Source organism: Brevibacterium sp. Z349TD_9, assembly GCF_056173565.1.
In genome coordinates this window covers 1,462,247-1,485,910 of record NZ_CM149680.1, presented here as the reverse complement: position 1 = coordinate 1,485,910, position 23,664 = coordinate 1,462,247, and the positions used below count along the sequence as shown (strand labels likewise).

Genomic DNA, 23,664 nt, shown 5'->3' with positions numbered 1-23,664 from the left:
TGCTCTCACAGCGGAACCACCATGCTCATGGCCGGTTTCGCCGCTCGGTGAGTCTGCCCGCTTCGAGGCGTACGACCCGGTGCGCCGTTCCCGCCCACCGTTCGTCGTGGGTCGCAGCCAGCACAGCGCCTCCCCCACGAAGGAAGCCCGCGATGAGACCGGTGAGCCTGCTCATGTCCCCATCATCCCTGCCCTGGGTGGGCTCGTCGAGGAGAAGGATCGGCGGGGCCGTGACGAGCAATGACGCAATGACGACGTCCTTGCGTCGGGCAGTCCCCAGGTCGAAGGGGTGGGTCCCGGCAACGCCGGCGAGTCCGGTGGACTCCAGCGCCGAGGCGACCGCCTCCTCCCGTTGCCTGCGCACCGCCTCCCGGTCGCGGCGTCGGTGCGGTGGCAGCGGAGCCGCTCGCAGAAGTTCATCGCGCACGGTGGCACCCGACAGCTGGGCTCCCGGGTCCTGGCCGACCCACCCGAGATGGGCGGCCCTCATATGCGTCGGCAGTTCCGTGAGCGCGATGTCCTCGCCGAAGTGGTGCTCCGTCATCGCGCCCGTGACCGCTGCCCCGGGTTCGAGCAGACCGAGCAGCGCCCTGAGCATCGTCGACTTGCCTGCGCCGTTGGCGCCCATGAGGGCGACGAACTCTCCGGGATGGAGGTCGAAGTCGAGACCGTCGAGCACCGAACCGCCTCTGCGCTCGACCCGGAGTCCGCTGACCGAGAGCACAGGCCGGATGGTCGCTCCCGGTTCCACCGGTACTGCCTCTGCCGTATCTGTCTCATTCGGCCATGGCTTCGCCTGCGCGGACCCAGCCGGCTCCGGCTCGACCCGCTCTGGATTCGTCGACCCACCAGCTGGTGTGATCGTGGGGAGAGCGCTCCAGACGCCGTGAGAAGCCAGCGCATGCGGGGTCACTTCTGTCGGCTCGAGCGTCGCTGCGATGCGTCCGTTGCTGAGGAGGCTGATCGCCTTGCAGGCGGCGACCACCTCGTCGAACTGGTGGCCGGTGACAAGCACGGTGCCGCCGCTGGCGCGATGGTCCTCCAGCGCCGAGACGAGACCGGCCCGCATCATGGGGTCGAGGGAGAGCCCCGGCTGGTCGAGGACGAGGAGCGCCGGTTCCAGGGCGAGAAGACCGGCCAGGGCGACGAGCTGTCGCTGCCCTCCAGAGAGCGTCTCGAGTCGACGGTCCCACAGCGCGCCGACACCGAGCGACACCAGTGCCCGTTGCGCGGCAGCCCGTGCTGTCGCCGGGTCACGTCCGCGCAGGCGGCTCGGCAGTTGGACCTCGTCCCCGACCCGGCTGGCCATCCCGCTCAGCTGCGCCTCGGGGTCGTCGCCGAGCATGACGGCGTCTTCGACGGCGCGTGCCTCACCGTGGACCGTGCCCCGGTCGGCGAGCAGCCCGACGGCCAACCGACACAGTGTCGACGTTCCGGAGTTCTGTGGGCCGAGCACCGCATGCATCTCACCGGGGCCGAGGCGCAGGTCGAGACCTGCCAGGACCGGACGGTCGACGCCGCGGCAGGTGACGTCGACTCCGCTGAGGTCGAGCACGTTCATCGCAGTCCTCCGAGCATCTCTTCGGCACCTGGAAGGGGAAGCAGACCGATCACGGAGAGGACGATGAGGATGAGCGTGAGGACGGGACCGCCTCGGCGAAGGAGGCGTTGCCAATGACTGTCCGAATGGTCCTGGAGGGACACGGAATGGTCGGAGGCCGCGAATCCGCGCTGGTCGAGGACCTCGTGTCGTTGGTCGACGGTGACGAGGAGGGACGTGAACAGTCCGGTGACGATGCCGGGCAGCAGGCGGACGCGCACGGACCAGCGGTCGACAGCCCAGCCGCGGGCAGCGCGGGCGTCGAGGACCGTTCGGACCCGGCCACGAACGAGAGGGATGAGGTTGAGCGAGGACGCGCACACGTAGGCGATCGACGCCGGCAGGCCCAGGGCGATGAGACCGTCGAAGAGTCTCGCCGCATCGCTGCCGAGGCCGATGACCGCGCACAGGGCGACAAGCGCCGTCACCCGCAGCCAGAGTTGGACGGCGATCGCGAGCCCTTCGACACTCAACCGCACGGGTCCGGCCTGCCAGAGCACATGGACCTCGGCGCCGGGGTAGAACAGGCCCTGGACGAGGCCGACGACGATGAGCATCGGCACGCACAGGGCGGCGACAGTCGCCGCCCACGTCGTGACTTTCACGGTCGGCGAGGCCACTGCCGCGACAGCGGACCCGACGAGGACGATGAGCGGGATGACCGGGGACGGAATCCCGAACACGAGCACGAGCGCGCATCCGAGGACGATGATCTCGGTGGCCGGGTGCAGGCGCCGGGATCCCGTCTCAGTCAGAGCCGACGAGCTCATTCAGCGCTGGTCAGCGGCGCGGGCACGGCGTGAGAGGCTGTGGCCGGTGAAGGGATAGCGGTCGAGGATCCGCCTGGGCAGGGAACGGACGATGACGTAGGCGAGAGCGAAGATGATCGCCTTGTCGAGCACATCGGAGAAGAGGCTCTGGGCGATGGTCGCGGCGAGCATCTCCTGGCCCGTGGCCTGGAGGATGGCGACGACGCTCCCCGTGCCCGTCCCGAGTCCGCCGCCGAAGACGTAGGCGGCGACCGGGGCGGCGAGGGCCGCGGTGGGCACACCGGCGATCGCTCCGGCCAGGACGGCGAACCATGGAGTGCGGAAGGCGCCGAGCCGGGCGGCCCATCCGGCGGCGGCACCGATGAAGGCGGCTCCGGTGGTGAAGGCGATGACGCTGGGGTTGAGGGTGACTCCCCAGATGAGGTTCGAGAGGATTCCGGTGAAGGCCCCTGCGGCAGGACCGGCGAGGACGCCGATCATCACGGTGCCGATGGAGTCGAGGTAGAGCGGGATCGTGGTCATCGTGCCGACGATCTGGCCGATGACGATGTTGAGGGCGATCGCGACGGGGATGAGTGCGAGGGTGCTGCGGGGAATGAGCGGCAGGGTGCCTGCCGCGAGGAGGCCGCCGCCGACGAGGTAGCCGACCATGACCCACAGAGTGGTGTGGCCGAGATCGATGCCGAGGTTCGCAGGCTGGGTGAGGAGAACGGCGAGGTAGGTCGTGACGATGACGAGCGTGCCGAGGAGCGTGAGGGTGAGCGCGAGTGCGGGGATGCGGGTTTGTCCGGGACCAGTCGGTGCGGCTGGCCCCTGCCCAGAGAGGCTACGTGTTGGGCTGTGGTCGATCATGGTGCGGTCCTTCCTTGAGGGTGGCGCCGAGGTGGTCGAGGAAGGCGTCGGCATCGATCGTGCGGATGATCTCGACGTTCGGGTCCCTCCCCCACCGCCCCAGCCAATCGGCGACGGTTTCGCCTCGTGTGAGTGTACCGGTGAGTTCGACGTCGACCGGCGCCGTCGCTGTCGTGGCCCAGGGCAGGTTGTCTGCCGGCTGGTCGGGGGTGCGTGCCCACGCGAGGGCGCACGCGAGGACGAAGGGGTCGTGGATATGGGCGAGGTAGCCGAGTCCGTCCCAGTCGTGGAATTCGAAGTAGAACCGCAGAGCCTCGCTCATCTGCTCCAGCCACGCCTGCCAGATCGGGTCGGCATCGGTGTCGAGGATGCCGGCGAGGCGCTCGGGGGTCATCGCCACGGCTTCGGTCGCTTCGATCGGGGCGATGACGGGCAGCGCCAGGTCGGGGTCCTCGCTGCGGGCACGGTCGAACGAGGCGAGGACTGTCGCCAGCGCTTCGGGGTCGAAGGTGACGTTCCATTCGGTCGTCGGGTGCGTGTTGCCGCGGTAGTTGAAGGCCCCGCCCATGATGAACAGGCGCCGAAGAAGGTGAGGCAGGCGGGGTTCGATCGCGAGGGCGAGCGCGAGGTTCGTCGAGGGGCCGATGACGACGCCGATGAGCCGCCCGGGGTGGGCCCGCGCGGCATCGACCCAGGCCTGCGCCGCGGAGGTGGCGCTTAATGGCACCGTCGGTTCCGGCAGAGTGGCGTACCCGGCACCGGTCTGGCCGTGGGTGAGGTCCGCGTACTCGATGTCGGCGGTGTCGGGCTCCCCCACCGCCGATCCGGATGGAATCTGTGTGGCCGCTGATCTCTGGCGAGCCAGCGGCAGGGCATCGCCCGCGTGGACGGGGATGTCGTCGCGTCCGGCGAGCGTGAGCCATCTCCGCGTGTTCTCGACGACCTGCGCGGTGGGAACGTTCCCGCCCGAGGCGGCGATGCCGACGACATCGATGTCGTCCTGACAGAGCAGGTAGCCGAGGGCGATTGCATCGTCGATGCCGGGGTCACAGTCGAGGAAGAGCGGCAGTATCATGCGTCCATTCTGCCGGACCGCTCAAAGGCACTGGCTTCTCAGAACGGAGCGCGGACGCCGGGTTCCTCCGGTGGCTCCGTGTACCATCCCGGAGGCTCGGGGTTCCACGACTCCGCTCCCCAGCCCGGTCCAGTCGGTGTGGTCCAGCGTGGAGGTCGCTTGCCCCGCTGCCAGTTTCCGCACGGCTGGGTGGAGCCTCGCCGAACATATTGGCAGCAGAGATAGATCGCTGCCGGTGTCGGGGCGTCGACTCGTCCACGCCCGAACGGGTATTCGTCCTCCGCGAAACCGCCGATGTCGGCGTATCCGGCGTCACCGTCCATGCCGGGGAATCCGACTCCGTCGTCGTACCCAGCGGTGTCGATGTACGCACGCCGGTCCGACCAGACGAACTGATCGACGGTTCGGCCCGTCTTCACGTGGCTGTATCCGATGCCGCGTCCATCCCCTCTCGGGTCAGCGAACACTCCGATGTCGGTCAGCTCATCGGCATCCAACCGGCCGCCGATGTTCGCGGCGAAGATGCCCCGAGCCAGCAGCGGCCGTGGCGCGAAAGTGAAGACTTCGCGGAACAATTGACAGTCGCAGTGCTCTGCTCCCATTCCCCGCAGTCGCGGGATCAGTGCGGTGGCCCTCGGTGCCGTCTGCTCCCGGAAGCGCTCGGCGAAGCGATGGGTATCGTCGCACCCGAACTCTCCGAGCTGTCGATGGACGAAGCAGACGACGCATTCCCCCGGCAGGGGGTTGAACCGAGACTCTGAATCGTCGTCGTAGTGTTGCCTGATCTCTGGGTTCTCCGTGATGTTGTCCATGACCTCACGTTGCCATCCGGCACTGACATGAGAGAGATTCAGGTCACAGGGAGTTTCGAGTCGCGTCCGATTCTCCTTCCCCCGTATGCGATTGCTCGAGCCGCCCGCACCGGCCGCTGCCCCGGACAGCGCACCGGCCGCTGCCCCGGACAGCGCATCGGGCGCGGTCCCCGCGCGATCTGAGGAACCGGCGTCGACGACCACCGCCGCTCCATACACTGAGGAGATGACCATCCTCGTCATCGGCGAAGCCCTCATCGACATCGTCACCACCCCGGATGCCGCCGACCGGTACGCCCCGGGAGGGGCGCCGGCGAACGTCGCCCTCGGCCTCGGCCGCCTCGGCGACGAGGTCGCCCTGCTCACCGACGTCGGGGACGACTTCCACGGCGGCTTCGTCCTCGCGCACCTGCGCGCCTCGAACGTCACGGTCCACGCCACTCCACGCGGGGCGACGTCGACGGCACGGGCCGTGCTCTCGGCCGACGGCTCAGCCGAGTACGATTTCCATCTGCGCTGGGCACCCGACCCCTCGCCGATCACCGGCGGGGCCTGGGACGCCGTCCACATCGGGTCGATCGCAGCCTTCCTCCAGCCGGGCGCCGCAACGATCGACAGCCTCCTCGACGACCGCGGGGACGAGACGGCGCTGATCACCTTCGACCCGAACATCCGCCCCTCCATCATCGGCGACCGGGCAGCGGCCCTGCCCCGATTCGAGGAACTCGCCGCCAGAGTCGATGTCGTCAAGCTCAGCGACGTCGACGCCGAATGGCTCTACCCGGACCGCACCCACGAGGAGAGGATCGCACACATCCTCGACCTCGGGGCGGGACTCGTCGCCCTCACCCGCGGCGGGGACGAGGCGATCCTCGCGACCGCCTCGGCGACGGTGCACGTCCCCGCGCGGCGGGCCGACGTCGTCGACACGATCGGGGCCGGGGACACATTCATGGTCTCCCTCCTCCACGATCTCTGCAGGGCGACGGGCGCGCCGGCCGAACTCGACCGCGAGGAGCTCACCCGCCTCGGCGAGAACGCGGTGGGGCTTGCCGCGATCACGGTCAGCCGTGCGGGCGCGGACCTGCCGTGGAAGCGAGAGGTCGAGGACCGGCGGGGCAGCGAGTCGGTCTGAGCCTCCGCCTCACTCCCCCACAGCGGACACGAAGGCACGCCGGAGGACCTCGGAGGCACGCGGCCGCGCCGGATCAGGGCGCGGCGTGCCGAGATGGACCTCGCGCAGCTCGTCGATGAGGTCGGCGACGAGGTCGGGCGAGTCTGCGAGGATGCGCGCGCGGATCGTCAGCTCGGGGCTCGTCTCCCTGTGGCTCATCCCCCACGCGCCGAGGGCCACCATGACGGGCACGGTCTGGATCCCCGCCTCGGTGAGGGTGTAGGTGACGCGCTGCCCGCGAGGAGCATCGCCGCGGGTGAGCAGCCCTTCGGCGACGAGGCGCCGGAGCCGGTCGGCGAGGATATTCGAGGCGATGCCCTCATTGTTCTGCGTGAGCAGCTCGCGGAAGTGCCGCCGATCGCCGAAGACGATGTCGCGGAGGACGATGAGGCTCCACGCGTCGCCGAGCACCTCGACGGCGGCATTGATCGCACACCCCGACCGCGGTTGTCTGGCCACTTTCCCTCCCTCAGGTGATTGCACTTTGCAAGTGCATCATCCTACGCTGGACCCACAACCCCCGCCAACCGCTTGAGGAGCAATGATGGTCCGTACACGCGTGCACAATCTCTTCGTCTCACTCGACGGCTTTGCCGCCGGTGATTATGTCACCTTCGACGAGCCGATCGGCGGGGCCCGGGCGCTCTTCTCCCGCTTCGACGGGCGAGTCATCGACGGCGTCCAGGGCGCACCCGACGCGCCGGTCACCGTCGACCGGGCGCTGTTCAGCATGTGGGGTCAGGGCATCGGGGCCGAGATCATGGGCCGGAGGAAGTTCGGACCGCAGACGGGACCGTGGCCCGACGACGGATGGCGCGGCTGGTGGGGCGAGCAACCGCCCTTCCGCACGCCCTGCTTCATCCTCACCCATCACCCCCGGGAGCCGATGGAGTTCGCCAACGGCACCGTATTCCACTTCGTCGACGCCTCCCCCGCCGAGGCGCTCGAGATGGCGAAGACCGCCGCCGAGGGACTCGATGTCCGGCTCGGCGGCGGTCCGACCTCGGTCAAAGAATTCCTCGACGCCGACCTCATCGACTTCATCCACACCGTGACCGTGCCGGTCGTCCTCGGCACGGGCGTGCGGTTATGGGAGAACCCCGAGGTGCTGGACGACCGGTTCAGTCTCGAATCGGTGAGCACGGAGAGCGGGCTCACCCACCGGCTGTGCAATCGGATCAGCTGAGCGCCTCGGCGACGGGAACCGATCCGTCGTAGAAGTTCACCGTCTCGCGCACGGCGGCGTCCTCGGCGATGACGAAGGTGATGACGTCGGCGACGAGTTCGCGGGAGGTCACGCCCTGCCCTTCGGCCGGGGCCCGGCCGTCGATGTCGCCGCGCTCATCGGCGCGCACGATCTCGCCCGCCGACGGGTCGAGCGTGAGCCGGCCGGGACCGAGGATCGTGTAGTCGAGGGAGCTGTCCCGCAGGTACGCGTCGGCGCCGTGCTTGGCCTCGACGTAGGGGTAGAAGGAGTTCGACGGGTCGATGCGGTCGAGGTCGATGCCGACGGTGGCGTAGGAGACCATGACGAAGCGCTTGACTCCGGCTTTCTCGGCGGCGTCGACGGCCCGCTTCGCCGCCTCATAGTCGACGGCCTTCGTCCGTTCGGGGCTTCCTCCCCCGGCGCCCGCGGAGAAGACGATGGCCTTGGCCCCGGCGAACACCTCGGCGAGGGCATCGACGTCAGCGGTCTCGATGTCGAGGACGACCGGATGGGCGTCGGCGGCTTCGACGTCGGCGGCCTGATCGGGGTTGCGGATGACGGAGTCGACGGCGAAGCCCGCGGCGGTGAGCTTCGGGGCTGCGAGCAGGGCGACCTTGCCGTGTCCGCCGAGGATGACGACGCGATCTGGATCCGACATGTGCTTCTCCTTCGTTGACGATCGGTGATGCCCACAACAGCCGCAAGCGGCGTTGATTTATTCCCTCGCCGAGGCGGCAGGACCGGTCCGTGGCTCGCGCGGTCCGATGGTCCGTCGGCTGCGTACGCCCGGTTCGGGGCGATTCGACCCTGACAACCGCGTGTCGGCAGAGCACAATGGGACCATGACCATCAACGAGCTGTTCGCCGACTTCGCCCAGCGTCCCATCGATGCGGCCAAGGGCCTCCCGACCCTCACGCCCGAAGAGCTCAACGCCCATCCGGGCTCCCACCCCAACTCGGTCGCCTGGCTGCTCTGGCACATCGGCCGCGAGGTCGACGCTCAGCTCTCCGACCTCACGGGGAACCCGCAGGTCTGGGAGCACTACCGCGACCGATTCGACCTCGGAAAGATCGGTGACACGGTCGGCTACGGGCACACTCCGGGGCAGGCGGCGGAGATCGTCGTCAACGATCAGGGTCTGCTCGTCGACTACCTCAGTGCCGCCCTGCGTGCACTCATCGACTATGCCAACGGACTCTCGGCGGACGACTTCGACGCCGTCATCGACGACAGCTGGAATCCGCCGGTGACGCGCGGGGTGCGGCTCGTCTCGATCGTCGACGACGCGGCTCAGCACATCGGTCAGGCGGCGTACGCCGCCGGCCAGCTCCACTGACGACGGTCGGTTGCCGGCTCAGCCCATGGCGGCTCAGCCCATGCCGAAGAGGGTGGGAATCGCGATCGGTCCGGCTCCGAAGACGGCGATGACCGAAGCCATGGTGAGCAGGAAGAGGTCGTACTCCCACCCGTTGTCGGCGGCCCAGTACCTGCTGTGCCACCGGAAGTTCTGCATCGTGATGGTGATGAGCATGAGGACGACGACGCCGATGCCCGCCCACTGCGCGAGCACACCGGTGGCGAAGGAGAGCGCTGCGGCGAATTCGGCCATCGGCACGAACCACGCCAGCGGGAGCGGGAGTCCGTCGTTCTTCGCAAACGCTCTGACGTCCTTGAGCTTGAGCAGGGACTCGTGGAAGAAGGTGAAGGCGAGCACTGCGCGGACGAGGAGGAGAACGACACCGACGACCAGTGCCGGGACTTCGATCATGGGAAGGTGCCTTTCTGCTCTGGACTCTTCCTGCGCTGACCCGACCGAGTGTACTCGTGCCCTCGGGCGCCGAACGGGCGTCCTCAGAGCTCGGCGGTCTCGCCCATCACCGTCGTCCGATCCGGGGGCAGGTGGAGGACCTGGGTGCGGTTGGCCGAGGCCTTCTCAAGCGTGCGGAAGAGACTCTTCTGCCAGCGCGGCATACCGGTGCCGCTGCCGGGTTCGATGCGGAAGACGGAGATGACGTACATCGCCGACTTGGGATCGAAGTCGAGTTCCGGTGTCCTGCCGACCGCCTGCCGCAGGGCACTCGGGACGTCTTGGGAGTCGTTGAACCCGATGCTGTAGAGGATATGGACGATCCCGTCGTCGGAACGACCGAGGTCCGAGACGAGGACCCGCTGATCGTGTGGGACGTGGGGAACGCCGAGGTTCTTGATCGTGACGATGACGACGTGTTCGTGGAGGACGTGGTTGCATTCCACGTTGGAGCGCAGCGCCAGCGGGGCGGTGCCGGGGTTGCCGTGTGGGTAGACGGCCACCCCGGGCACGCGAAGGACGGGCGCGCGGCCGATCTCGTCGACGAAGTCCTCGATCGGGCCTTCCATCTCGGCTCGTCGGCCGAACATCAGCGCCGAGCCCTTCTTCCACGTAAGCATGATCGTGACCAGGACTGCGGCGATCGCCAGCGGCAGCCAGCCGCCGGCGGCGATCTTGACGACGTTGGCGGAGAAGAGGGCGAACTCGACGCCGCCGATCGTCAGGCCCGTGAGGACGACCCACGGCAGTCTCCACTTCCACACCTCGAGGGCGAGGAGGAGGAAGAGCGAGAGCTCGAGGAGGAGGGTCGCCGTGACGGCCAGACCGTACGCGGAGGCGAGCGCCTGCGAGGACCGGAAGGCGAGGACGAGCGCGAGCACACCGAGGAAGAGGATGGCGTTGACTGCGGGCACGTAGATCTGGCCGCTCTCCTGCCGGGAGGTCTGGATGACTTTGAGACGAGGCAGCAGGGAGAGACGTGTCGCCTGACGGGAGACGGAGAACGCTCCGGAGATCACGGCCTGGGAGGCGATGATCGTCGCGGCGGTGGCGAGGATGACGAGCGGCATCTGCGCCCAGCCGGGGGCGAGCCGGAAGAACGGGTTCTCGATCGTCGTGGGGTCGGCGAGGATCATCGCCCCCTGCCCGAAGTAGTTGAGGATGAGCGCGGGGAAGATGATGCTCAGCCAGGCGATGACGATCGGGCGTCGCCCGAAGTGCCCCATGTCCGCGTAGAGCGCTTCGACACCGGTGACGGCGAGGACGACGGCGCCGGCGGCGATGAAGGCGATGATCGGGCGGTCGACGGCGAAGTCAACGGCATAGGTCGGCGAGAGGGCCCGGAGGATCGTCGGGTTGGCGAAGATCTGCGGTGTGCCGAGCAGGGCGAGGACGAGGAACCAGATGAGCATGATCGGTCCGAAGGCTCGCCCGATGGAGCCGGTCCCCCAGCGCTGCACGGCGAAGAGGCTGGTGAGGATGACGACGGCGATCGGCACCACCCAGGGGCCGAGGTCGCTGCTGACGACATGGAGGCCTTCGACGGCGCTGAGCACGGACACGGCCGGAGTGATGAGGGAGTCGCCGTAGAAGAGTGCGGCACCGATGATCGCGAGCACCATGACGACCTTGACCCGCGACGACGTCGATCCGAGCTTCCGCTTGATGAGCGCGGCCAGTGAGAGGATCCCGCCCTCGCCGTTGTTGTCAGCGCGGAGGATGAAGCCGAGGTAGGCGACGGTGACGATGAGTGTGAGACACCAGAACACCATGGAGACGACGCCGAGGACGTCCTGCTCGGTCGGGGCCACCTCGTTGTGGTGGATGCTGAAGACCGTCTGCAGGGCATAGAGCGGAGACGTGCCGATGTCGCCGAAGACGATGCCGAGCGCGCCGAGCATGAGCGCGGGCAGAGGCGTCGTGTGGCGCGGGTGATCACGCGGCTCCTCCAAATCGGGCAGAGCCTGCGCTCGAGGACTCGCGGGGTCCCCTCCGGAATCGCCTCCCACGAGGAGTGATCCTTGCACTCTCCCCCGCGGTTTTCAATGGTTGGTCACATTCGGGCCCGCACTGCAACCCGACTGTGCTGTCTTCGTCATAGTGCGCGGGCTTCGATGACGAAGAGCCCCTGTGTTCCGTCGAAGGGTGTGCGCTGCCAGTCGCCGTGATGGAAATCTCCGCTCATCCCAGCACCGCCGTCCTCGCTCATCCCTTCCACTCCCGCCTGAGCAGACCGAACACCCACGAGTCGGAGACGACGCCGTCGACGATGCAGTCCTCGCGCAAAGTTCCCTCCCTCCGGAAGCCGAGCTTCTCGAGCACTCGCGCCGAGGCGGCATTGCGGGTGTCGGCTTCCGCCTGCACTCGATTGAGGTCGAAGGCTTCGAAGGCCCAGCGCAGTACCGCTCTGGCGACTTCGGTCGCGTATCCGTGCCCCCAGGACTCCTCGGTGAAGCAGGAGCCGAGCGATCCGCTGCGGAAGGCGGGGTTGAAGTTGTTGAAGGTGCACCAGCCGATGAACGATGAGTCCTCGGCACGCTCGACGGCCACACGTCCACCGGTGCCCTCATCGGCCATCGTCCGGCATCCGCCCAGGAACCGCTCGATCATCGTCCGGTCCCTCCACGGCGGCGAATCCCAGAATTCGAGGACCCGCGCATCGGACTGAAGCGCGAACAGGTCGTCGGAATCGTCACGAGTGAAGGGGCGCAGGCGCAGGCGTTCGGTCACCAACGTCGGTGTCGGCACAGGCATGACCTCATCGTGCCACATGCGGCCAGGCGACCGCCCTTGTGCATTGCCGCCGCCTGGCATAGGTTGGGCGGCACCACCACGGCAAGCGCGCTTGCATGATCAGGCCGAGGGCCACCTCGGCGAGAAGTCCGGTGCATCGGCACCGGCGACGGAAGGAACGAGATGTCCGAGACGACGCAGACCACTACCTCCGACGACGACCGCCAGCCGAAACCGGACCCGGCGGAGAACAACGCCTACTTCCCCTCCCCGTACTCGCTGTCCCAGTACACGGCGGACCGCACCGACTTCGACGGGCTGAGCACGGATGAGAAGTACACCGGCGGACGGTGGAAGGTCCTCGTCATCGCGACCGACGAACGCTACATGCTCATGCAGAACGAGACGTTCTTCTCCACCGGCAACCATCCCGTCGAGACCCTGCTGCCCCTCCACCACATCGCCGAGGCGGGCTACGGCATCGACATCGCCACCGTCAGCGGTGAGCCCGGGAAGTTCGAATGGTGGGCCTATCCCAAGGACGACGAAGCGGTGGGCTCAGCGTGGGAGGCGACGAAGGAGCAGTTCAAGGACCCGAAGAGGCTCGCCGAGGTCATCGAGCAGGGACTCGACGACTACGCCGCGATCTTCATCCCCGGCGGCCACGGGGCGATGAACGGGATCCCCGACAGCGCCGTCCTCGGTGAGGCGCTCGACTACTTCCTCGACAACGACCGGCTCATCATCACCCTCTGCCACGGACCGGCAGGACTCCTCGCCTCCGGAGTCGGGCGGGATGAGAACCCGTTCTCCGGGTACCGCATCGTCGCGTTCCCCGATTCGCTCGATCAGGGCGCGAACATCGACATCGGATACCTGCCGGGGAAGATGCCGTGGGCGCTCGGCGAAGCCCTGGAGAAGGCGGGCATCGTCGTCGAGAACACGGAGATGACGGGCGCGACGACCCGCGACCGGAACCTCCTCACCGGCGACAGCCCGCTCGCGGCCAACCAGTTGGGCAAGGATTCCGTGCAGGCGCTGCTCGAGAAGTTCGGGAGCTGAGGGCGCGGCGGTTCACTCTGTGATCGGCACCGGCCCGGATCGGCACAAGATGCTGGTCCGGGCCGTCAGAGGGTTCGGGCCGGGTTGCCGCGGTCAGGACGGGGTCGGCCCGGCATTCTCCGCGAGCTGCTCATTACCGTCGCTCTTCTTGTCCCCGAGCGGCGGGCGCCACACGAGGACGACAACGATGCCGACGAGGATGACCGCGCTGAGTACGAACGGCACGGGCAGGAGCGGGTCGATGAGCACGAGGATGCCGCCCAGCGGCACCGCAATGTTGACGATCCGGTCCGCGTTGGGCCGGATCGCGAGCACCCAGATGCCGAGGATGAAGACGGCGATGGGGATCGTGTAGGCGAACGACGCATACGGCTGCTGGAGTTCGCTCTCACTGGTGATCACGGCGATCTCGACTTCGATGCCAGCGGAGAAGGCTCCCGCGGCTGCGAAGATGAAATAGTGCCCGTAGCCGTAGGCGAGTGAGCTCGCCAACCCACCGATGACATCGTGGTGCGGTGGCCAGAAGTAGATCCACCAGAGGGCCGCTGTGGCGACCAGGGTGAGCACGGCGATGGAGATGAGGGGTGCGAGGGTGTCGGCGTCGTGGATGGCTTCGATGATGGCGTTCGACGAGGCAAGGAGGCTCTCGCCGAGGAGGATGAGCGTGAAGAGGCCGTACCGTTCCGTGATGTGGTGAGGGTTCCACGGCGTGTTCCCGGTGCGTTCGGCGATGATGGGGACGGCCACCTCGGCGAGGATGAGCACGGGCAGAGCAAAGGAGAAACCTCCTTCCGGCAGCAGCAGGGTCGAGAGCCACAGGAGCTGAACGATGCTCACTCCCACGGCGTAGATCCAGCAGGCCGAACGCGACGAATGCGCCGTGCCCGCCGCACGGACCCACTGCGCGACGAGGGCCAGGCGCATGACGACGTAGCCGATGATGACCAGCGTGAAGTCGCGCTCTTCGAACACCGGCCGGATACCTGAGGCGATGACGAGCACGCCGCCCATCTGCACGACCGTGAGCAGACGGTAGAGCCAGTCGTCGGTATCGAAGGACGTCGCGAACCACGTGAAGTTCATCCATGCCCACCAGATGCCGAAGAAGATGATGAGGTAGCTGGTGATGCCGTCGCCGATGTGCCCCTCGGTGAGCTGTTCGGCCAACTGGACGGAGGCGATGGAGACGGCGACGACGAAGACGAGGTCGAAGAACAGCTCGAGCGTCGAGGCGGAGCGGTGGGGTTCGTTGGGGTCGCGCGGACGCATCGGAATAAGGCGGGAGCGCGTCGGCGGAGGCGGGGTGGCGGTCGTGGCGACGATCATAACCCCACGGGGTTAGTTTTGTTACAGTATCGCCGAATATCGATATATTGGGCGATCCCACCAGCGGTCGGGGTCGAGGCTGTAGGGTGAGGTCTCCGCAGTCTTCCCGCCCACGGTACGCTCGCTGTGGCAGGGAAGGTCGACTGCCGCCTCGGCGAGGGGCGCGCGGGAAGCATCCCTGCCAATTGGAGTTGCCCTTTGAACTCGTAATAGACTGGCGGTGCGCTCCGGGAACGGAGCGACCGATGCCGGTGTCGGTGAGCAGACACCTTGCTCTGGTCGCCGTTCCCGCCGGTCGGTCAGACGACGGAAGGATCCGAGCCATGTCGACCCAGTACGCATTCTCCAGCCCATCACGTTACGTCCAGGGCAAGAACGCCCTCGCCGAACTTCCCACCTACCTCGAACCGCTGGGCACGAAGCCGCTGCTCATCGCCGATGACACGGTGTGGGGACTCGTCGATGGGACGATCGAATCGAGCTTCGCCGAGGCGGGACTCGATGTCGTCCGCGAATCGTTCAGCGGATTCGCGACCCCGGAGACCATCGACGGCCTCGTCTCGACGATCGAGTCGGGCGGCCATGACGTCATCGTCGGACTCGGCGGAGGGTCGGCGATCGACTCGGCCAAAGCGGCCGGGCACAAGGCCGGCATCAAATGGGCATCGATTCCCACGGCCGCTTCCTCGGACGCACCGACGTCCGGCCTGTCGGTCGTCTACACCGCGGACGGCGAGTTCCTCGAGTACCGGTTCTTCCACAAGAATCCCGACCTCGTCCTCATCGACACCCAGCTCGTCGCCAACGCCCCGGTGAACTTCCTCGTCGCCGGCATCGGCGATGCGCTGGCCACGTGGGTCGAGGCGAGGGCGACGGCACGCGGAACCGGCGAGACGATGTCCGGCGGACGGCCGACCCAGGCCGGGACAGCGCTGGCCCACCTGAGCTGGGAGATCCTCCACGAGAACGCCTTTGCCGCCCTCGACGCGGTCGATGCGAAGACCGTGACGCCGGCGCTCGAAGCCGTCGTCGAAGCCAACACCCTGCTCTCGGGTCTCGGCTTCGAGGCCGGTGGGCTCGCTGCGGCGCATGCGATCCACGACGGGCTCACCGCGGTTCCGCAGACGCATGGCCTCGCGCACGGGCAGAAGGTCAACGTCGGCACCCTCGCGCAGCTGATCATGGAAGGCGCCGACAGCGACGAGATCGAGGACTTCATCGAGTTCACGACCCGTGTCGGTCTGCCCAACACCCTCACCGAGGTGGGGCTCTCCCCCGATGACGAGAAGGAGCTGCAGGCGGTGGCGAAGGCCGCGACGGTGCCCGAGGAGACGATCCACAACATGCCGTTCCCGGTGACCCCGGAGATGGTCGTCGATGCGTTGCGCGCGGTGGAAGCCGTGTCGCGCAGGGTCCGTGCCGAGCGCGGACTGCCCGAGCCGAAGAAGTACGAGGCGAAGGGGCACTGAGGGGCTGAGGCGGTTGGCCGGCTGGGTGGTTCGGCCGGTCGGCGGGGTCCGGTCGGTCAGGGCTGGTTGGTCGGGCCCGGGGTCGTAGCTGATGCGGCGTCGGGCCCTTGGCCTGCAGGGTTGGCGGCCCAGCCACCGGTCCTGCGAGACTGGGGCGCGTGGTACCCGGCACTGTCAACGAACTCTCCGCGCACGATCGGATGATCCTCGACTTCGAGCGCTCGCAGCCGTCGACGGCGGCACGCCTGAGACTGTGCCAGCACATCGACCTTCCTGTCGAGCGTTACCCTGCGGTGCTCGAGGGACTCGCCGACACGGACGCCGCGTACTGCTACGCCCCTGCCGTCGTCGATCGGATCCGGCGCCTCCGGGCGGAGCGGTTCGCGTTCGAGCGGCAGAAGCGCCGGTGGAGGTCGTTCCTGCCGTAGCCGGGGCCCCGCCTGCAGCCGGATCGCCCGAGGGCCCGACCCGTCGGCCCCATCAGCGGATCAGTCGAACGTCGGCCGGAGATCGTCGGCGATCGAGTCGAAGTTGGCCGGTATGACCTTCCATCGGTCACGGTCGGTGTCTTCGAACGTCACCTCAAACCTGCCCGATTCACGGTCGAACTGCAGGAGCAGACCGACGGGCAGCGCCTCCCCCGCCCGATACCTGTCGTCGGTGAACTCCTTGACTGCCGACCTGAGCTCATACGGTGATGCGGTCACCCCGGTGTCGATGCCCTCCGCATCGAAGACGAATCCGAGGGCGCTGTTGACCTTCTCGTCGTCGAAGCCGAGGACCATTGACAGCGACGTCCACTCCTCGGGCGCCTGCTGCAAGTTGTCAGTGAGGGCACGGATGAGTGCGGTCGCGCTGTCGGACATGAGAGGCTCCTTGCGGGTGGTGGATGCGGATCGAGTTCAGTCTTCCGCAGAAGCAATCTGGAAGGACGCGCACCATTGCTAGCCGTAGTGCTTACTTCTTTGCACGCTTCAGACGGTGGAAATTCGCATGGCTGACTCTGACTCCCACCCAATCGTCATAGGTCGAGCGCCAGATATGCGGTCCGCATTTCGTCAGTGACATCGTCACCGAGAGTGCGAATCTGCGACAACGACGGCTGCTTCCCGTTGGTGTGCGCGCTGTACCGGGCAATGGCGTCAACGTTGGCGGCGGCGACCTCGCGACCGAGCATGAGGTCAAACGACCCCGCCGCGAATATCAGGAAGATGGCTGTATCGAAGTTGAAACTCCGGAATGGACTGAACTTTGCCGAGACACCGGCCGATCGCGAGCCCATTGCCTTGACCTGGATACGCACGCCGGTAGGTGTCGTGACGTCGTGTGACTTGGTCGAGTTCGGCTCAAGCACGCCGCCGCGAGCCCGAAGAACGATCTGCTCCGCGATGTCACCCAAAGGTTTGTTACTCGTGCGGACAAGGCCTCGCCGTTTGAATTCGGCAACGATACCAGCCTCGAGCCTGAGAAGTGATCGCACCCCCATCCGGGTGAGGTCGATCTCCGGATCTTCTGACTGGCTGCTCATTCTCACACCTTATTGGACCTGAAATCGACCACGTCCCGATACATACCAACCTCTCGTGATTGCTCACCATGCGCGACCGCGCAGGTCGACCGAACCCCCAGGCCAAGCGGCGACCTCAACCTCGACCGGGAGGATCAGCAAGGGCTGCCCGGGCGGGTCTTGGCTCGGCCGGCCTGACCTATCGATCGAACGCTCGGCAGCAGAAATCCGAGTCCAGCCGCACGAGGTGTAGAACGAGACCACTTCTTCGCGACAGCCGAGATAACCGAAAGCGATGCCGCGGGCCGTCTTCATCAACTGCGCAGCACTGGCCATGAGCCGACTCCCGACGCGCTCACGCCTCACAGCATCCGAGATCAGCACACCCCCGACACCAGCTATCTCGACCTCGCCGTCGCCGACGCTTACCCTCCGTCTCGACCAGCCGACATGACCGACAATTTCGCTGTTGATCTGCGCGATGACATGAACAGCATGCGGCGCATATCCGTAAGGCATGTCGGGATCCCACTCGCCGAAGTCGTCCAGGTACACGGCGTCGAAGAGCCGGCGTAGCCCTACGAAGTCGCTCGCGGTCAGCTCGGCGTGCGCGATGACATTGATCGCAATGTCCCGCACGCGCTACGCAACCCGCAGCGGGGTGATCGCCGCGATCTGCTCGCCCGCGGCGTCCTCCGCACGATCCAATTCGTAGTGGCTCTGCAGATTGATCCAGAACTCCGGAGACGTCCCGAAATACTTCGCGAGCCGCAATGCGGTATCCGCCGTGATCCCACGCTTGCCGTGCACGATCTCGTTGATCCGGCGCGGAGGCACTCCGATCGACACGGCGAGCTTATTCTGGGTGATCCCGAACCCTTCGATGAAGTCCTCCATGAGGACCTCACCTGGGTGGATCGGTTCGATCTTGTCAGTGGTAGTCAACGATCTCCACCTCCTCTGGTCCGGCGTCCGTCCATACGAAACAGATCCGCCACTGGTCGTTGATCCTGATGCTGTGCTGCCCGGCGCGATCACCCTTGAGCGCTTCGAGCCGGTTGCCCGGCGGAACACTGAGGTCCTCGAGCACCTCAGCTGAGCCCACCTGACGAAGCTTGCGCAATGCGACCCGATGAATCCTCGGATCGATCGACCGCACGCGCTCACGACGCCAGAGCCGTTCGGTCTCCTTGCTCCCGAACGATCTGATCACACGAGCAGTATATAACGCGACCCGTCAATAACGCTAGACGTTAAACCGGAACTCCACCACGTTATGGACAGAACTATCGTCACGAGCGCTCAAACTTGCGCGCGCTTGACAGGCCGGGTAGGATCGCGTCAAGTCCTTGATCACCGCGACCGCAAGGTGTTCGAGGAGGGATCACCCCACGTGGGCTGTGGTGAGCAGCGCATAGTCAGCACCGGGTAGCGCCGGGAACCACGTCGAGATTGAGATACAGACGACCCGGCAGGGAGTGACTTCTCCCGTAAGGCACGGAGGTCCCTCAGGGCCCAGTGGAGCATCGCGCACGGCGACCGGGAAAGTAGCCGGACAACTATTCCCCCGTCTCCGGACAGTTCAAGCTGTCTGGAGTTGTCATGGGGTACTCCCCGCCTCCCTCGTCCGACCTCACCCACTACCTCAACCTCACCGATGCCGTCGAACTTGGCTTCGGCGCGTATCAGACCCTTCGGCGATACATCGCCCAGGGCAAGCTTCCTGCGGTCAAGGTTGGAGGCCGCATCAAGGTTCTGCGGTCTGACCTTAATGCCCTCGCGGTCCCGAAGCGCCAGCCCACCTTCGAGGAGGTCGAGGCCGCCGCAGAACGTCTCGCCAGCTCCGCTCCCCCGCTGAGCGACGCCCAGGTCCGCCGCCTCAGCGCGATCTTCGGCGGTGCGGCATGAGCGCCGGGCTCGCGTGCACGAAAGACCTCTTCTTCACGCGCGACACCACTGAAACCCCTGGTAGAACGGCAATGGCGGCACCGCCGTATGGGGAGCAGCCCCATGACGCCGCCGCCGCCGATGCTCGCGACCCGGTCGATGCGGCGGGCTGGTCTCGGACAGTGGTGGCGGACTCGGCGACGTCGCGGAAGCACCCGGCCGAGTTCGAGGTCCTGACTCGTTCAATAGCACGCGGAGCGCGCGGCGCTGCCGGCTTCGGGCAGTACCCCTCGGTGGCCGCGATGTCCACGGATCAGGATTCCATCGTCATCGGCTTCGACACCGAGTTCGTGACTGTCGATCTGATGGATGCCGACCGCGTATGGGTCGGCGAGGACGAGCACATGGTGCGGAAGATTGTGTCCTATCAGTTCGCCGCGATTGACCCTCTCGATGATTCCCAGCTCCGGCTCTGCGTGGTCATCCCCCGGAGCTACAGGGGGCCGCGCGGCTCTCGTACGGCGCGACTGTCCTTCGAGAAGGGCCTTGAGATCGCAATCATGAGCCTGGGTCTTCATGAGCACAGGCTCGCAGTTGGGTGGACTGACAAGGGCGTCTCGGCGCAGTCTGCCATCGGTGACGACGGCAAGTCCCACCCCTCGGTGTGGTTCAAGCACAGTCCCGAGGGGACGCCCAGGGCGTTGCCGATCACTTTGGTCGCGCACTACCAGCACGCCGACCTGACTACTTTCGTCGACCGCCGGAAGGCGATCAACGTCTGGAACCAGGCGTATCCCGGTCGGTCGAAGACGCTGTCTGATCGTGCGGGTTGGGACGGTCGACGTGCCCGGTGGCTGGACGGTCGCGCCCCGGACATTCTCCGCACGGTGATCTCGGCCAGCGCGGGCATGGTGTCGACCAAGCCCGCCCGCATGGTGCTTTCCGGCGAGAACTGGCGGTGGAAGCTGCCGGTGGAAGTCTCGATCCGCGACACGATGGCGCAGAGCGGTGCTGAGCCGCTCAAGGCACTCGGTGCGGCGATCGGAGCGCCGAAGCTGGATGTTCCTAGTGACTGGATCACCCGGATGGACGAATACTTCGACGTGCATCCTGCGGAGTTCCTCGACTACGCGGCGAATGATGCCGTGATCGCTCTGGAATACGTGAGCCAGCTATACGGCGATCACCGTGCTGTCCCGTTGACCTTGCCCACTGCTGCGGCGAAGGCGGTGAAGGGCCTTATCCAGGACGAGCTGGGCGAGGGGCGCGACTTCAATACCGTCTTCGGCGGACTCCACAAGGGGGACTGCTGAGGGTTTAGTTGACTTCACGACTGGATAAGTTCCAGGAAGGATGGAAGTCATGCCAAAGATCTACACCGATGAGTTCAAGCAATCAGCTCTCGAGCTCCTGGGCGAGGGGATGACCCAGAAGCAGGTCTGCGCCGACCTCGGCATCTCGAAGTCAGCTCTCCAGGCCTGGGTCCGTGACTCCCGCCTGCGCGAGCACGGCCTCGAGCCCTCCCGTGATCCCGAGGAGTCACGCGCCCAGGCAGCAGCACTGAAGCGGATCAGGGAACTCGAGCGGGAGAACAAGATCCTCCGCGAGGCTGCAGCGTATCTCTCGCAAGCGAACTTGAAGCTCGGTGGTCATCACCCAAAATGATGTACCCGCTGGTCCTCGACCTTGCTGCCGCCGGGGTGCCGGTGGCAGTGGCCTGCCGGGTACTCGGCTTTACCAAGCAGGGTTTCTACAAGTGGTGCGCGAAACCTGTCTCTGACCGGGAACTCGAGGAGGCGCACTTGATCAATGCCGCCTACGACGTTCATACGGACGATCCTGAGTTCGGGCACCGGTTCATCGCTGATGAGCTCCAGGCGTGCGGATACAGCGCCTCTGAACGTCGTGTGTGGCGGCTGTGCTCGCAGCAGGAGCTGTTCTCCCACACGATCAAACGAGCCCGGAAGCACGGTAAGAAGCCCGGCCCGCCAGTGTGTGATGACCTCGTCGAACGCGACTTCACAGCAAAGGCAGTCAACGAGTTGTGGCTGACCGATATCACCGAGCATCACACCAGTGAGGGCAAGCTGTATATGTGCGCGGTCAAGGATGTGTTCAGCAACAGAATCGTCGGTTATGCCATCGATTCGAGGATGAAATCTCGTCTGGCTGTGGCGGCGATTGATGACGCTGTGGCTCGTCGTGGCGGACCGCGAGCCGTGGCAGGGTGTGTCGTTCACTCGGATCGCGGGTCGCAATTTCGCTCTCGTAAGTTCCAGCAGGTTCTACGGCGTTACGGGCTAGTCGGATCGATGGGTCGGGTCGGCGCTGCTGGTGATAATGCGGCGATGGAATCGTTCTTCGCTGTGTTGCAGAAGAACGTCCTCGACCGGGGCCGTTGGGACACGCGAGCGAGGTTGCGGACATCGATCGTCCACTGGGTCGAGCGGACCTACCACCGGAAGCGTCGGCAACGGCGTTTGGGTAAACTGACTCCGGTTGAATACGAGCTTGTTCACCACAAGGCCGTCGCTCTGGCGGCATAAACCCCGGAGTCAACTAAACCGTCAGCAGTCCCAGGTGACGAAGACCCGCGAGGGTGCTGCCGGTGTAGACGAGCAGCAGCTCGACTTCTACCGCGTCCGGGCGCTGGAGCCGATCGACGGTGCTGCGGCGACGTGGATCCATGCTGCGGCGATGAGCTTTAGAGGCGGGTACAACATGTCTGCCGAGCTTGGGCTGTTCGCGCGCGTGATCAGTGACTTCGATCTTCAGTCCTGCTACCCCACGTCCAGTTCGACGATTTGGGATGTCGACTACCAGCATCCCGATGGCGTGATTCTGAAGACGGTGAACAACGCCGACCTCACGCTGTCCGACTTCAAGAGCCCACTCACGCCGTTCCTCGGGTTCGTGAGCTTCGAGTTCCCGAGCACGGTCGCGTTCCCTTCGTTGCCGGTTCCGGTCGAGGGATCGATGGTCTATCCGCTCACAAGCGGTGGTGCTCGTGGGGTCTGGGCAACCGGTCCCGAGGTCTGGCTCGCCCTCACGCTTGGCGCGACTGTGACCTGTCAGATCGGCCACTTCGGACGGGTCCTCACCGATGAGCATGGTGAGCCCTCTCGGCTTCTCCGGGGTGCGTACAAGCAGCTCCTCGATGACCGTGCGCGGGCCAAGGCGGAGTTCGGTGCGAAGTCGTTCGAGCAGAACGTCCTGAAGCTGATGGCGAACTCTCCCTACGGCAAGCTGGCGCAGGGAGTTATGGGCCAGCGGGGCTGGGATGCCTGGGCGCAGGAACGTGATGCGGTCGGCGGGTCCGCGATCACCTCACCCTGGCACGCGTCCATGACTACCGGCCTCGTGCGCGCGGTTCTGCTTGCGACGCTGAACCAGCTTCACAACCTGGGCTACAGCACGCCGTCCTGCACTACGGACGGATTCATCACGGATGCCGATCTGGACGTGGTCGACAGCCTCGACCTTTTCGGGCTCGGTCCGATCTGGCGTGAGTCCCGGCTCGCGCTGACCGGTTCGCAGGGGATGTGGGAGCGCAAGCACCAGCAGACCGACCTGCTCAACATCACTACCCGGGCGAACTTCAGCCGACAGCCTGCCGGCGTCCTGGCACACGGTGGCTACAAGCTTCCAGACGGCATCGAGCAGGACAGCCAGGCCGACCGCGAGCTCATGTACGAGCTCATGGCGAGTCGTGAGGGCGCACTCCCGGTGACGATGAAGGTCTTTCCCTCGGTGCAGGAACTGACCCGCATCGACAACCGGCTGGACTTCGCGCCGCGCGTGGTCCACAAGGAGCAGACCATCGAGTTCGACCGAAAGCGCCGCCCCGTCCCCGATGGGATGTCGGTCGACGTCATCGACATCGACGGCGTCCAGCATGAGGTCGCCCATGTGCACACCGTGCCCTGGGATTCTCCCGAGCAGGCCACGTTGGGGCGTTCGGTCGACCAGGGCCTCAAGGAGTGGGACGACGGCCTCGGCGAACCCGTGTGGATTCGCTCCCCCGTTCGGCGGACTGTCGAGCAGTGGAAGGACTACTTTGCGCGGCTCGACGCTCTGCTCGATGAGGACGGTTCGATCGCCCATGCAGAGCAGCTGGAGCACATCGCCAAAGGCATCGTGATCGCCTTCCGCCAGGAGATCATCGACATCCCTTGGCTCCATCCGGGACAGCCTCTGGCAGACAGGCTCGATGCGTTCGAGGCATTCGGGCTGCCTCGCGTGAAGGAGCGGTTCTGGTCGCACGCCCGGTCGAAGGCCGAGCGCCAGATCGACATCGACCTGGAGGCGATCCGCCCCTACGTCAAGTGGATGCAGGCGATCGACCCCTTTGACGAGTCGGCTTCTGCTGGCGCTTCGTGAGG

26 protein-coding genes are annotated in these 23,664 nt (G+C 66.2%); 10 read left to right on the top strand and 16 right to left on the bottom strand.

What is annotated here, in order from left to right:
• Positions 1-25: 25 nt before the first annotated feature.
• From AC0VYB_RS06665 to AC0VYB_RS06645, 5 genes are read right to left on the bottom strand one after another with little or no spacing between them, the layout of a single operon-like run.
• Positions 26-1,561: an ATP-binding cassette domain-containing protein gene (locus AC0VYB_RS06665; RefSeq protein WP_063250991.1), complete on the bottom strand. Its 1,536-nt coding sequence runs from the start codon at positions 1,559-1,561 to the stop codon at positions 26-28.
• A complete protein-coding gene (locus AC0VYB_RS06660) occupies positions 1,558-2,370 on the bottom strand; it encodes an energy-coupling factor transporter transmembrane component T family protein (RefSeq protein WP_009375002.1) in 813 nt (270 codons plus the stop codon). The genes AC0VYB_RS06665 and AC0VYB_RS06660 overlap by 4 nt, the downstream gene beginning before the upstream one ends.
• Entirely contained in the window at positions 2,371-3,222 is an 852-nt protein-coding gene (locus AC0VYB_RS06655; RefSeq protein ID WP_009374999.1) for a hypothetical protein, read from the bottom strand.
• Positions 3,197-4,297, bottom strand: coding sequence for a nucleoside hydrolase (locus AC0VYB_RS06650; protein ID WP_009374997.1), 1,101 nt, complete (start codon positions 4,295-4,297; stop codon positions 3,197-3,199). Before AC0VYB_RS06650 ends, AC0VYB_RS06655 begins: the two co-directional genes overlap by 26 nt.
• Before the next feature lie 38 nt (positions 4,298-4,335).
• Positions 4,336-5,109 (bottom strand): DUF2695 domain-containing protein, encoded by a 774-nt coding sequence (locus AC0VYB_RS06645; RefSeq protein ID WP_009374995.1) that lies wholly within the window; start codon positions 5,107-5,109, stop codon positions 4,336-4,338.
• Positions 5,110-5,335: 226 nt separating this feature from the next.
• Here AC0VYB_RS06645 and AC0VYB_RS06640 point away from each other — a divergent pair, with 226 nt between their 5' ends.
• Positions 5,336-6,244, top strand: a complete 909-nt coding sequence (locus AC0VYB_RS06640; protein WP_101624925.1) for a carbohydrate kinase family protein — start codon at positions 5,336-5,338, stop codon at positions 6,242-6,244.
• Positions 6,245-6,253: 9 nt separating this feature from the next.
• Here AC0VYB_RS06640 and AC0VYB_RS06635 read toward each other — a convergent pair whose 3' ends face one another.
• The gene (locus tag AC0VYB_RS06635; protein ID WP_101624924.1) at positions 6,254-6,742 is read right to left on the bottom strand and encodes a winged helix-turn-helix transcriptional regulator; all 489 of its coding nucleotides are present in this window, start codon (positions 6,740-6,742) and stop codon (positions 6,254-6,256) included.
• A gap of 85 nt (positions 6,743-6,827) precedes the next feature.
• On the opposite strand from AC0VYB_RS06635, the gene AC0VYB_RS06630 reads away from it, so the two are divergent.
• Positions 6,828-7,469 (top strand): dihydrofolate reductase family protein, encoded by a 642-nt coding sequence (locus tag AC0VYB_RS06630; RefSeq protein ID WP_101624923.1) that lies wholly within the window; start codon positions 6,828-6,830, stop codon positions 7,467-7,469.
• Here AC0VYB_RS06630 and AC0VYB_RS06625 read toward each other — a convergent pair.
• Positions 7,462-8,148 (bottom strand): SDR family oxidoreductase, encoded by a 687-nt coding sequence (locus tag AC0VYB_RS06625; RefSeq protein ID WP_131248605.1) that lies wholly within the window; start codon positions 8,146-8,148, stop codon positions 7,462-7,464. The two genes, AC0VYB_RS06630 and AC0VYB_RS06625, sit on opposite strands and share 8 nt — an antisense overlap.
• Positions 8,149-8,332: 184 nt before the next feature.
• On the opposite strand from AC0VYB_RS06625, the gene AC0VYB_RS06620 reads away from it, so the two are divergent.
• Entirely contained in the window at positions 8,333-8,827 is a 495-nt protein-coding gene (locus AC0VYB_RS06620; protein ID WP_101624921.1) for a mycothiol transferase, read from the top strand.
• A 33-nt stretch (positions 8,828-8,860) separates the two neighbouring features.
• Here the strand turns inward: AC0VYB_RS06620 and AC0VYB_RS06615 are convergent, their stop codons facing one another.
• The 3 genes from AC0VYB_RS06615 to AC0VYB_RS06605 form a co-directional block, all read right to left on the bottom strand.
• Positions 8,861-9,259 (bottom strand): DoxX family protein, encoded by a 399-nt coding sequence (locus tag AC0VYB_RS06615; protein WP_063251000.1) that lies wholly within the window; start codon positions 9,257-9,259, stop codon positions 8,861-8,863.
• 83 nt (positions 9,260-9,342) lie between these two features.
• Positions 9,343-11,250, bottom strand: coding sequence for a potassium transporter Kup (locus AC0VYB_RS06610; RefSeq protein WP_313451168.1), 1,908 nt, complete (start codon positions 11,248-11,250; stop codon positions 9,343-9,345).
• Between the two features lie 253 nt (positions 11,251-11,503).
• On the bottom strand, positions 11,504-12,052 hold the full coding sequence (locus AC0VYB_RS06605; RefSeq protein WP_475385101.1) for a GNAT family N-acetyltransferase: 549 nt from the start codon (positions 12,050-12,052) through the stop codon (positions 11,504-11,506).
• Positions 12,053-12,214: 162 nt separating this feature from the next.
• On the opposite strand from AC0VYB_RS06605, the gene hchA reads away from it, so the two are divergent.
• Entirely contained in the window at positions 12,215-13,093 is an 879-nt protein-coding gene (hchA, locus tag AC0VYB_RS06600) for a glyoxalase III HchA (RefSeq protein WP_063251003.1), read from the top strand.
• A 93-nt stretch (positions 13,094-13,186) separates the two neighbouring features.
• Here the strand turns inward: hchA and AC0VYB_RS06595 are convergent, their stop codons facing one another.
• Positions 13,187-14,362 carry a low temperature requirement protein A gene (locus AC0VYB_RS06595; protein WP_040341108.1) on the bottom strand — a complete coding sequence of 392 codons (1,176 nt, stop codon included), beginning with the start codon at positions 14,360-14,362 and terminating at the stop codon, positions 13,187-13,189.
• 380 nt (positions 14,363-14,742) lie between these two features.
• On the opposite strand from AC0VYB_RS06595, the gene AC0VYB_RS06590 reads away from it, so the two are divergent.
• Together AC0VYB_RS06590 and AC0VYB_RS06585 are read left to right on the top strand one after the other, a co-directional pair.
• The gene (locus AC0VYB_RS06590) at positions 14,743-15,888 is read left to right on the top strand and encodes a glycerol dehydrogenase (RefSeq protein WP_009374936.1); all 1,146 of its coding nucleotides are present in this window, start codon (positions 14,743-14,745) and stop codon (positions 15,886-15,888) included.
• 158 nt (positions 15,889-16,046) lie between these two features.
• A complete protein-coding gene (locus tag AC0VYB_RS06585; protein ID WP_095375740.1) occupies positions 16,047-16,316 on the top strand; it encodes a DUF3263 domain-containing protein in 270 nt (89 codons plus the stop codon).
• Positions 16,317-16,376: 60 nt separating this feature from the next.
• Here the strand turns inward: AC0VYB_RS06585 and AC0VYB_RS06580 are convergent, their stop codons facing one another.
• The 5 genes from AC0VYB_RS06580 to AC0VYB_RS06560 all read right to left on the bottom strand — a co-directional run bounded on the left by AC0VYB_RS06580 (position 16,377) and on the right by AC0VYB_RS06560 (position 18,608).
• Positions 16,377-16,754, bottom strand: a complete 378-nt coding sequence (locus tag AC0VYB_RS06580) for a hypothetical protein (RefSeq protein ID WP_101624913.1) — start codon at positions 16,752-16,754, stop codon at positions 16,377-16,379.
• 155 nt (positions 16,755-16,909) lie between these two features.
• Positions 16,910-17,416 (bottom strand): DUF6998 domain-containing protein, encoded by a 507-nt coding sequence (locus AC0VYB_RS06575; protein WP_193338759.1) that lies wholly within the window; start codon positions 17,414-17,416, stop codon positions 16,910-16,912.
• Between the two features lie 63 nt (positions 17,417-17,479).
• A complete protein-coding gene (locus AC0VYB_RS06570; RefSeq protein ID WP_197931745.1) occupies positions 17,480-18,034 on the bottom strand; it encodes a GNAT family N-acetyltransferase in 555 nt (184 codons plus the stop codon).
• Between the two features lie 3 nt (positions 18,035-18,037).
• Positions 18,038-18,340, bottom strand: a complete 303-nt coding sequence (locus AC0VYB_RS06565; RefSeq protein ID WP_095375736.1) for a HigA family addiction module antitoxin — start codon at positions 18,338-18,340, stop codon at positions 18,038-18,040.
• A complete protein-coding gene (locus tag AC0VYB_RS06560; protein ID WP_101624910.1) occupies positions 18,327-18,608 on the bottom strand; it encodes a type II toxin-antitoxin system RelE/ParE family toxin in 282 nt (93 codons plus the stop codon). Before AC0VYB_RS06560 ends, AC0VYB_RS06565 begins: the two co-directional genes overlap by 14 nt.
• A gap of 389 nt (positions 18,609-18,997) precedes the next feature.
• Here AC0VYB_RS06560 and AC0VYB_RS06555 point away from each other — a divergent pair, with 389 nt between their 5' ends.
• The 4 genes from AC0VYB_RS06555 to AC0VYB_RS06540 all read left to right on the top strand — a co-directional run bounded on the left by AC0VYB_RS06555 (position 18,998) and on the right by AC0VYB_RS06540 (position 23,662).
• On the top strand, positions 18,998-19,303 hold the full coding sequence (locus tag AC0VYB_RS06555) for a helix-turn-helix domain-containing protein (RefSeq protein WP_009374917.1): 306 nt from the start codon (positions 18,998-19,000) through the stop codon (positions 19,301-19,303).
• Entirely contained in the window at positions 19,300-20,595 is a 1,296-nt protein-coding gene (locus AC0VYB_RS06550; protein ID WP_475385100.1) for a hypothetical protein, read from the top strand. Before AC0VYB_RS06555 ends, AC0VYB_RS06550 begins: the two co-directional genes overlap by 4 nt.
• Before the next feature lie 49 nt (positions 20,596-20,644).
• A protein-coding gene (locus tag AC0VYB_RS06545; RefSeq protein WP_414017399.1) for an IS3 family transposase occupies positions 20,645-21,828 on the top strand; the annotation gives its coding sequence in 2 pieces (ribosomal slippage) (positions 20,645-20,902 and positions 20,905-21,828; 1,182 coding nt in all).
• Between the two features lie 34 nt (positions 21,829-21,862).
• Entirely contained in the window at positions 21,863-23,662 is a 1,800-nt protein-coding gene (locus AC0VYB_RS06540; RefSeq protein ID WP_475385099.1) for a hypothetical protein, read from the top strand.
• Positions 23,663-23,664: the final 2 nt, after the last annotated feature.

What these genes read in the sequence shown, in the direction of transcription:
- AC0VYB_RS06660 (WP_009375002.1), bottom strand. Translation starts at nt 2,370, where the DNA reads ATGAGCTCGTCGGCTCTGACTGAGACGGGATCCCGGCGCCTGCACCCG.
- AC0VYB_RS06575 (WP_193338759.1), bottom strand. Translation starts at nt 17,416, where the DNA reads ATGAGCAGCCAGTCAGAAGATCCGGAGATCGACCTCACCCGGATGGGG.
- AC0VYB_RS06580 (WP_101624913.1), bottom strand. Translation starts at nt 16,754, where the DNA reads ATGTCCGACAGCGCGACCGCACTCATCCGTGCCCTCACTGACAACTTG.
- AC0VYB_RS06605 (WP_475385101.1), bottom strand. Translation starts at nt 12,052, where the DNA reads ATGCCTGTGCCGACACCGACGTTGGTGACCGAACGCCTGCGCCTGCGC.
- AC0VYB_RS06640 (WP_101624925.1), top strand. Translation starts at nt 5,336, where the DNA reads ATGACCATCCTCGTCATCGGCGAAGCCCTCATCGACATCGTCACCACC.
- AC0VYB_RS06550 (WP_475385100.1), top strand. Translation starts at nt 19,300, where the DNA reads ATGAGCGCCGGGCTCGCGTGCACGAAAGACCTCTTCTTCACGCGCGAC.
- AC0VYB_RS06595 (WP_040341108.1), bottom strand. Translation starts at nt 14,362, where the DNA reads ATGCGTCCGCGCGACCCCAACGAACCCCACCGCTCCGCCTCGACGCTC.
- AC0VYB_RS06630 (WP_101624923.1), top strand. Translation starts at nt 6,828, where the DNA reads ATGGTCCGTACACGCGTGCACAATCTCTTCGTCTCACTCGACGGCTTT.
- AC0VYB_RS06645 (WP_009374995.1), bottom strand. Translation starts at nt 5,109, where the DNA reads ATGGACAACATCACGGAGAACCCAGAGATCAGGCAACACTACGACGAC.
- hchA (WP_063251003.1), top strand. Translation starts at nt 12,215, where the DNA reads ATGTCCGAGACGACGCAGACCACTACCTCCGACGACGACCGCCAGCCG.
- AC0VYB_RS06650 (WP_009374997.1), bottom strand. Translation starts at nt 4,297, where the DNA reads ATGATACTGCCGCTCTTCCTCGACTGTGACCCCGGCATCGACGATGCA.
- AC0VYB_RS06655 (WP_009374999.1), bottom strand. Translation starts at nt 3,222, where the DNA reads ATGATCGACCACAGCCCAACACGTAGCCTCTCTGGGCAGGGGCCAGCC.
- AC0VYB_RS06555 (WP_009374917.1), top strand. Translation starts at nt 18,998, where the DNA reads ATGGGGTACTCCCCGCCTCCCTCGTCCGACCTCACCCACTACCTCAAC.
- AC0VYB_RS06590 (WP_009374936.1), top strand. Translation starts at nt 14,743, where the DNA reads ATGTCGACCCAGTACGCATTCTCCAGCCCATCACGTTACGTCCAGGGC.
- AC0VYB_RS06620 (WP_101624921.1), top strand. Translation starts at nt 8,333, where the DNA reads ATGACCATCAACGAGCTGTTCGCCGACTTCGCCCAGCGTCCCATCGAT.
- AC0VYB_RS06665 (WP_063250991.1), bottom strand. Translation starts at nt 1,561, where the DNA reads ATGAACGTGCTCGACCTCAGCGGAGTCGACGTCACCTGCCGCGGCGTC.
- AC0VYB_RS06615 (WP_063251000.1), bottom strand. Translation starts at nt 9,259, where the DNA reads ATGATCGAAGTCCCGGCACTGGTCGTCGGTGTCGTTCTCCTCCTCGTC.
- AC0VYB_RS06625 (WP_131248605.1), bottom strand. Translation starts at nt 8,148, where the DNA reads ATGTCGGATCCAGATCGCGTCGTCATCCTCGGCGGACACGGCAAGGTC.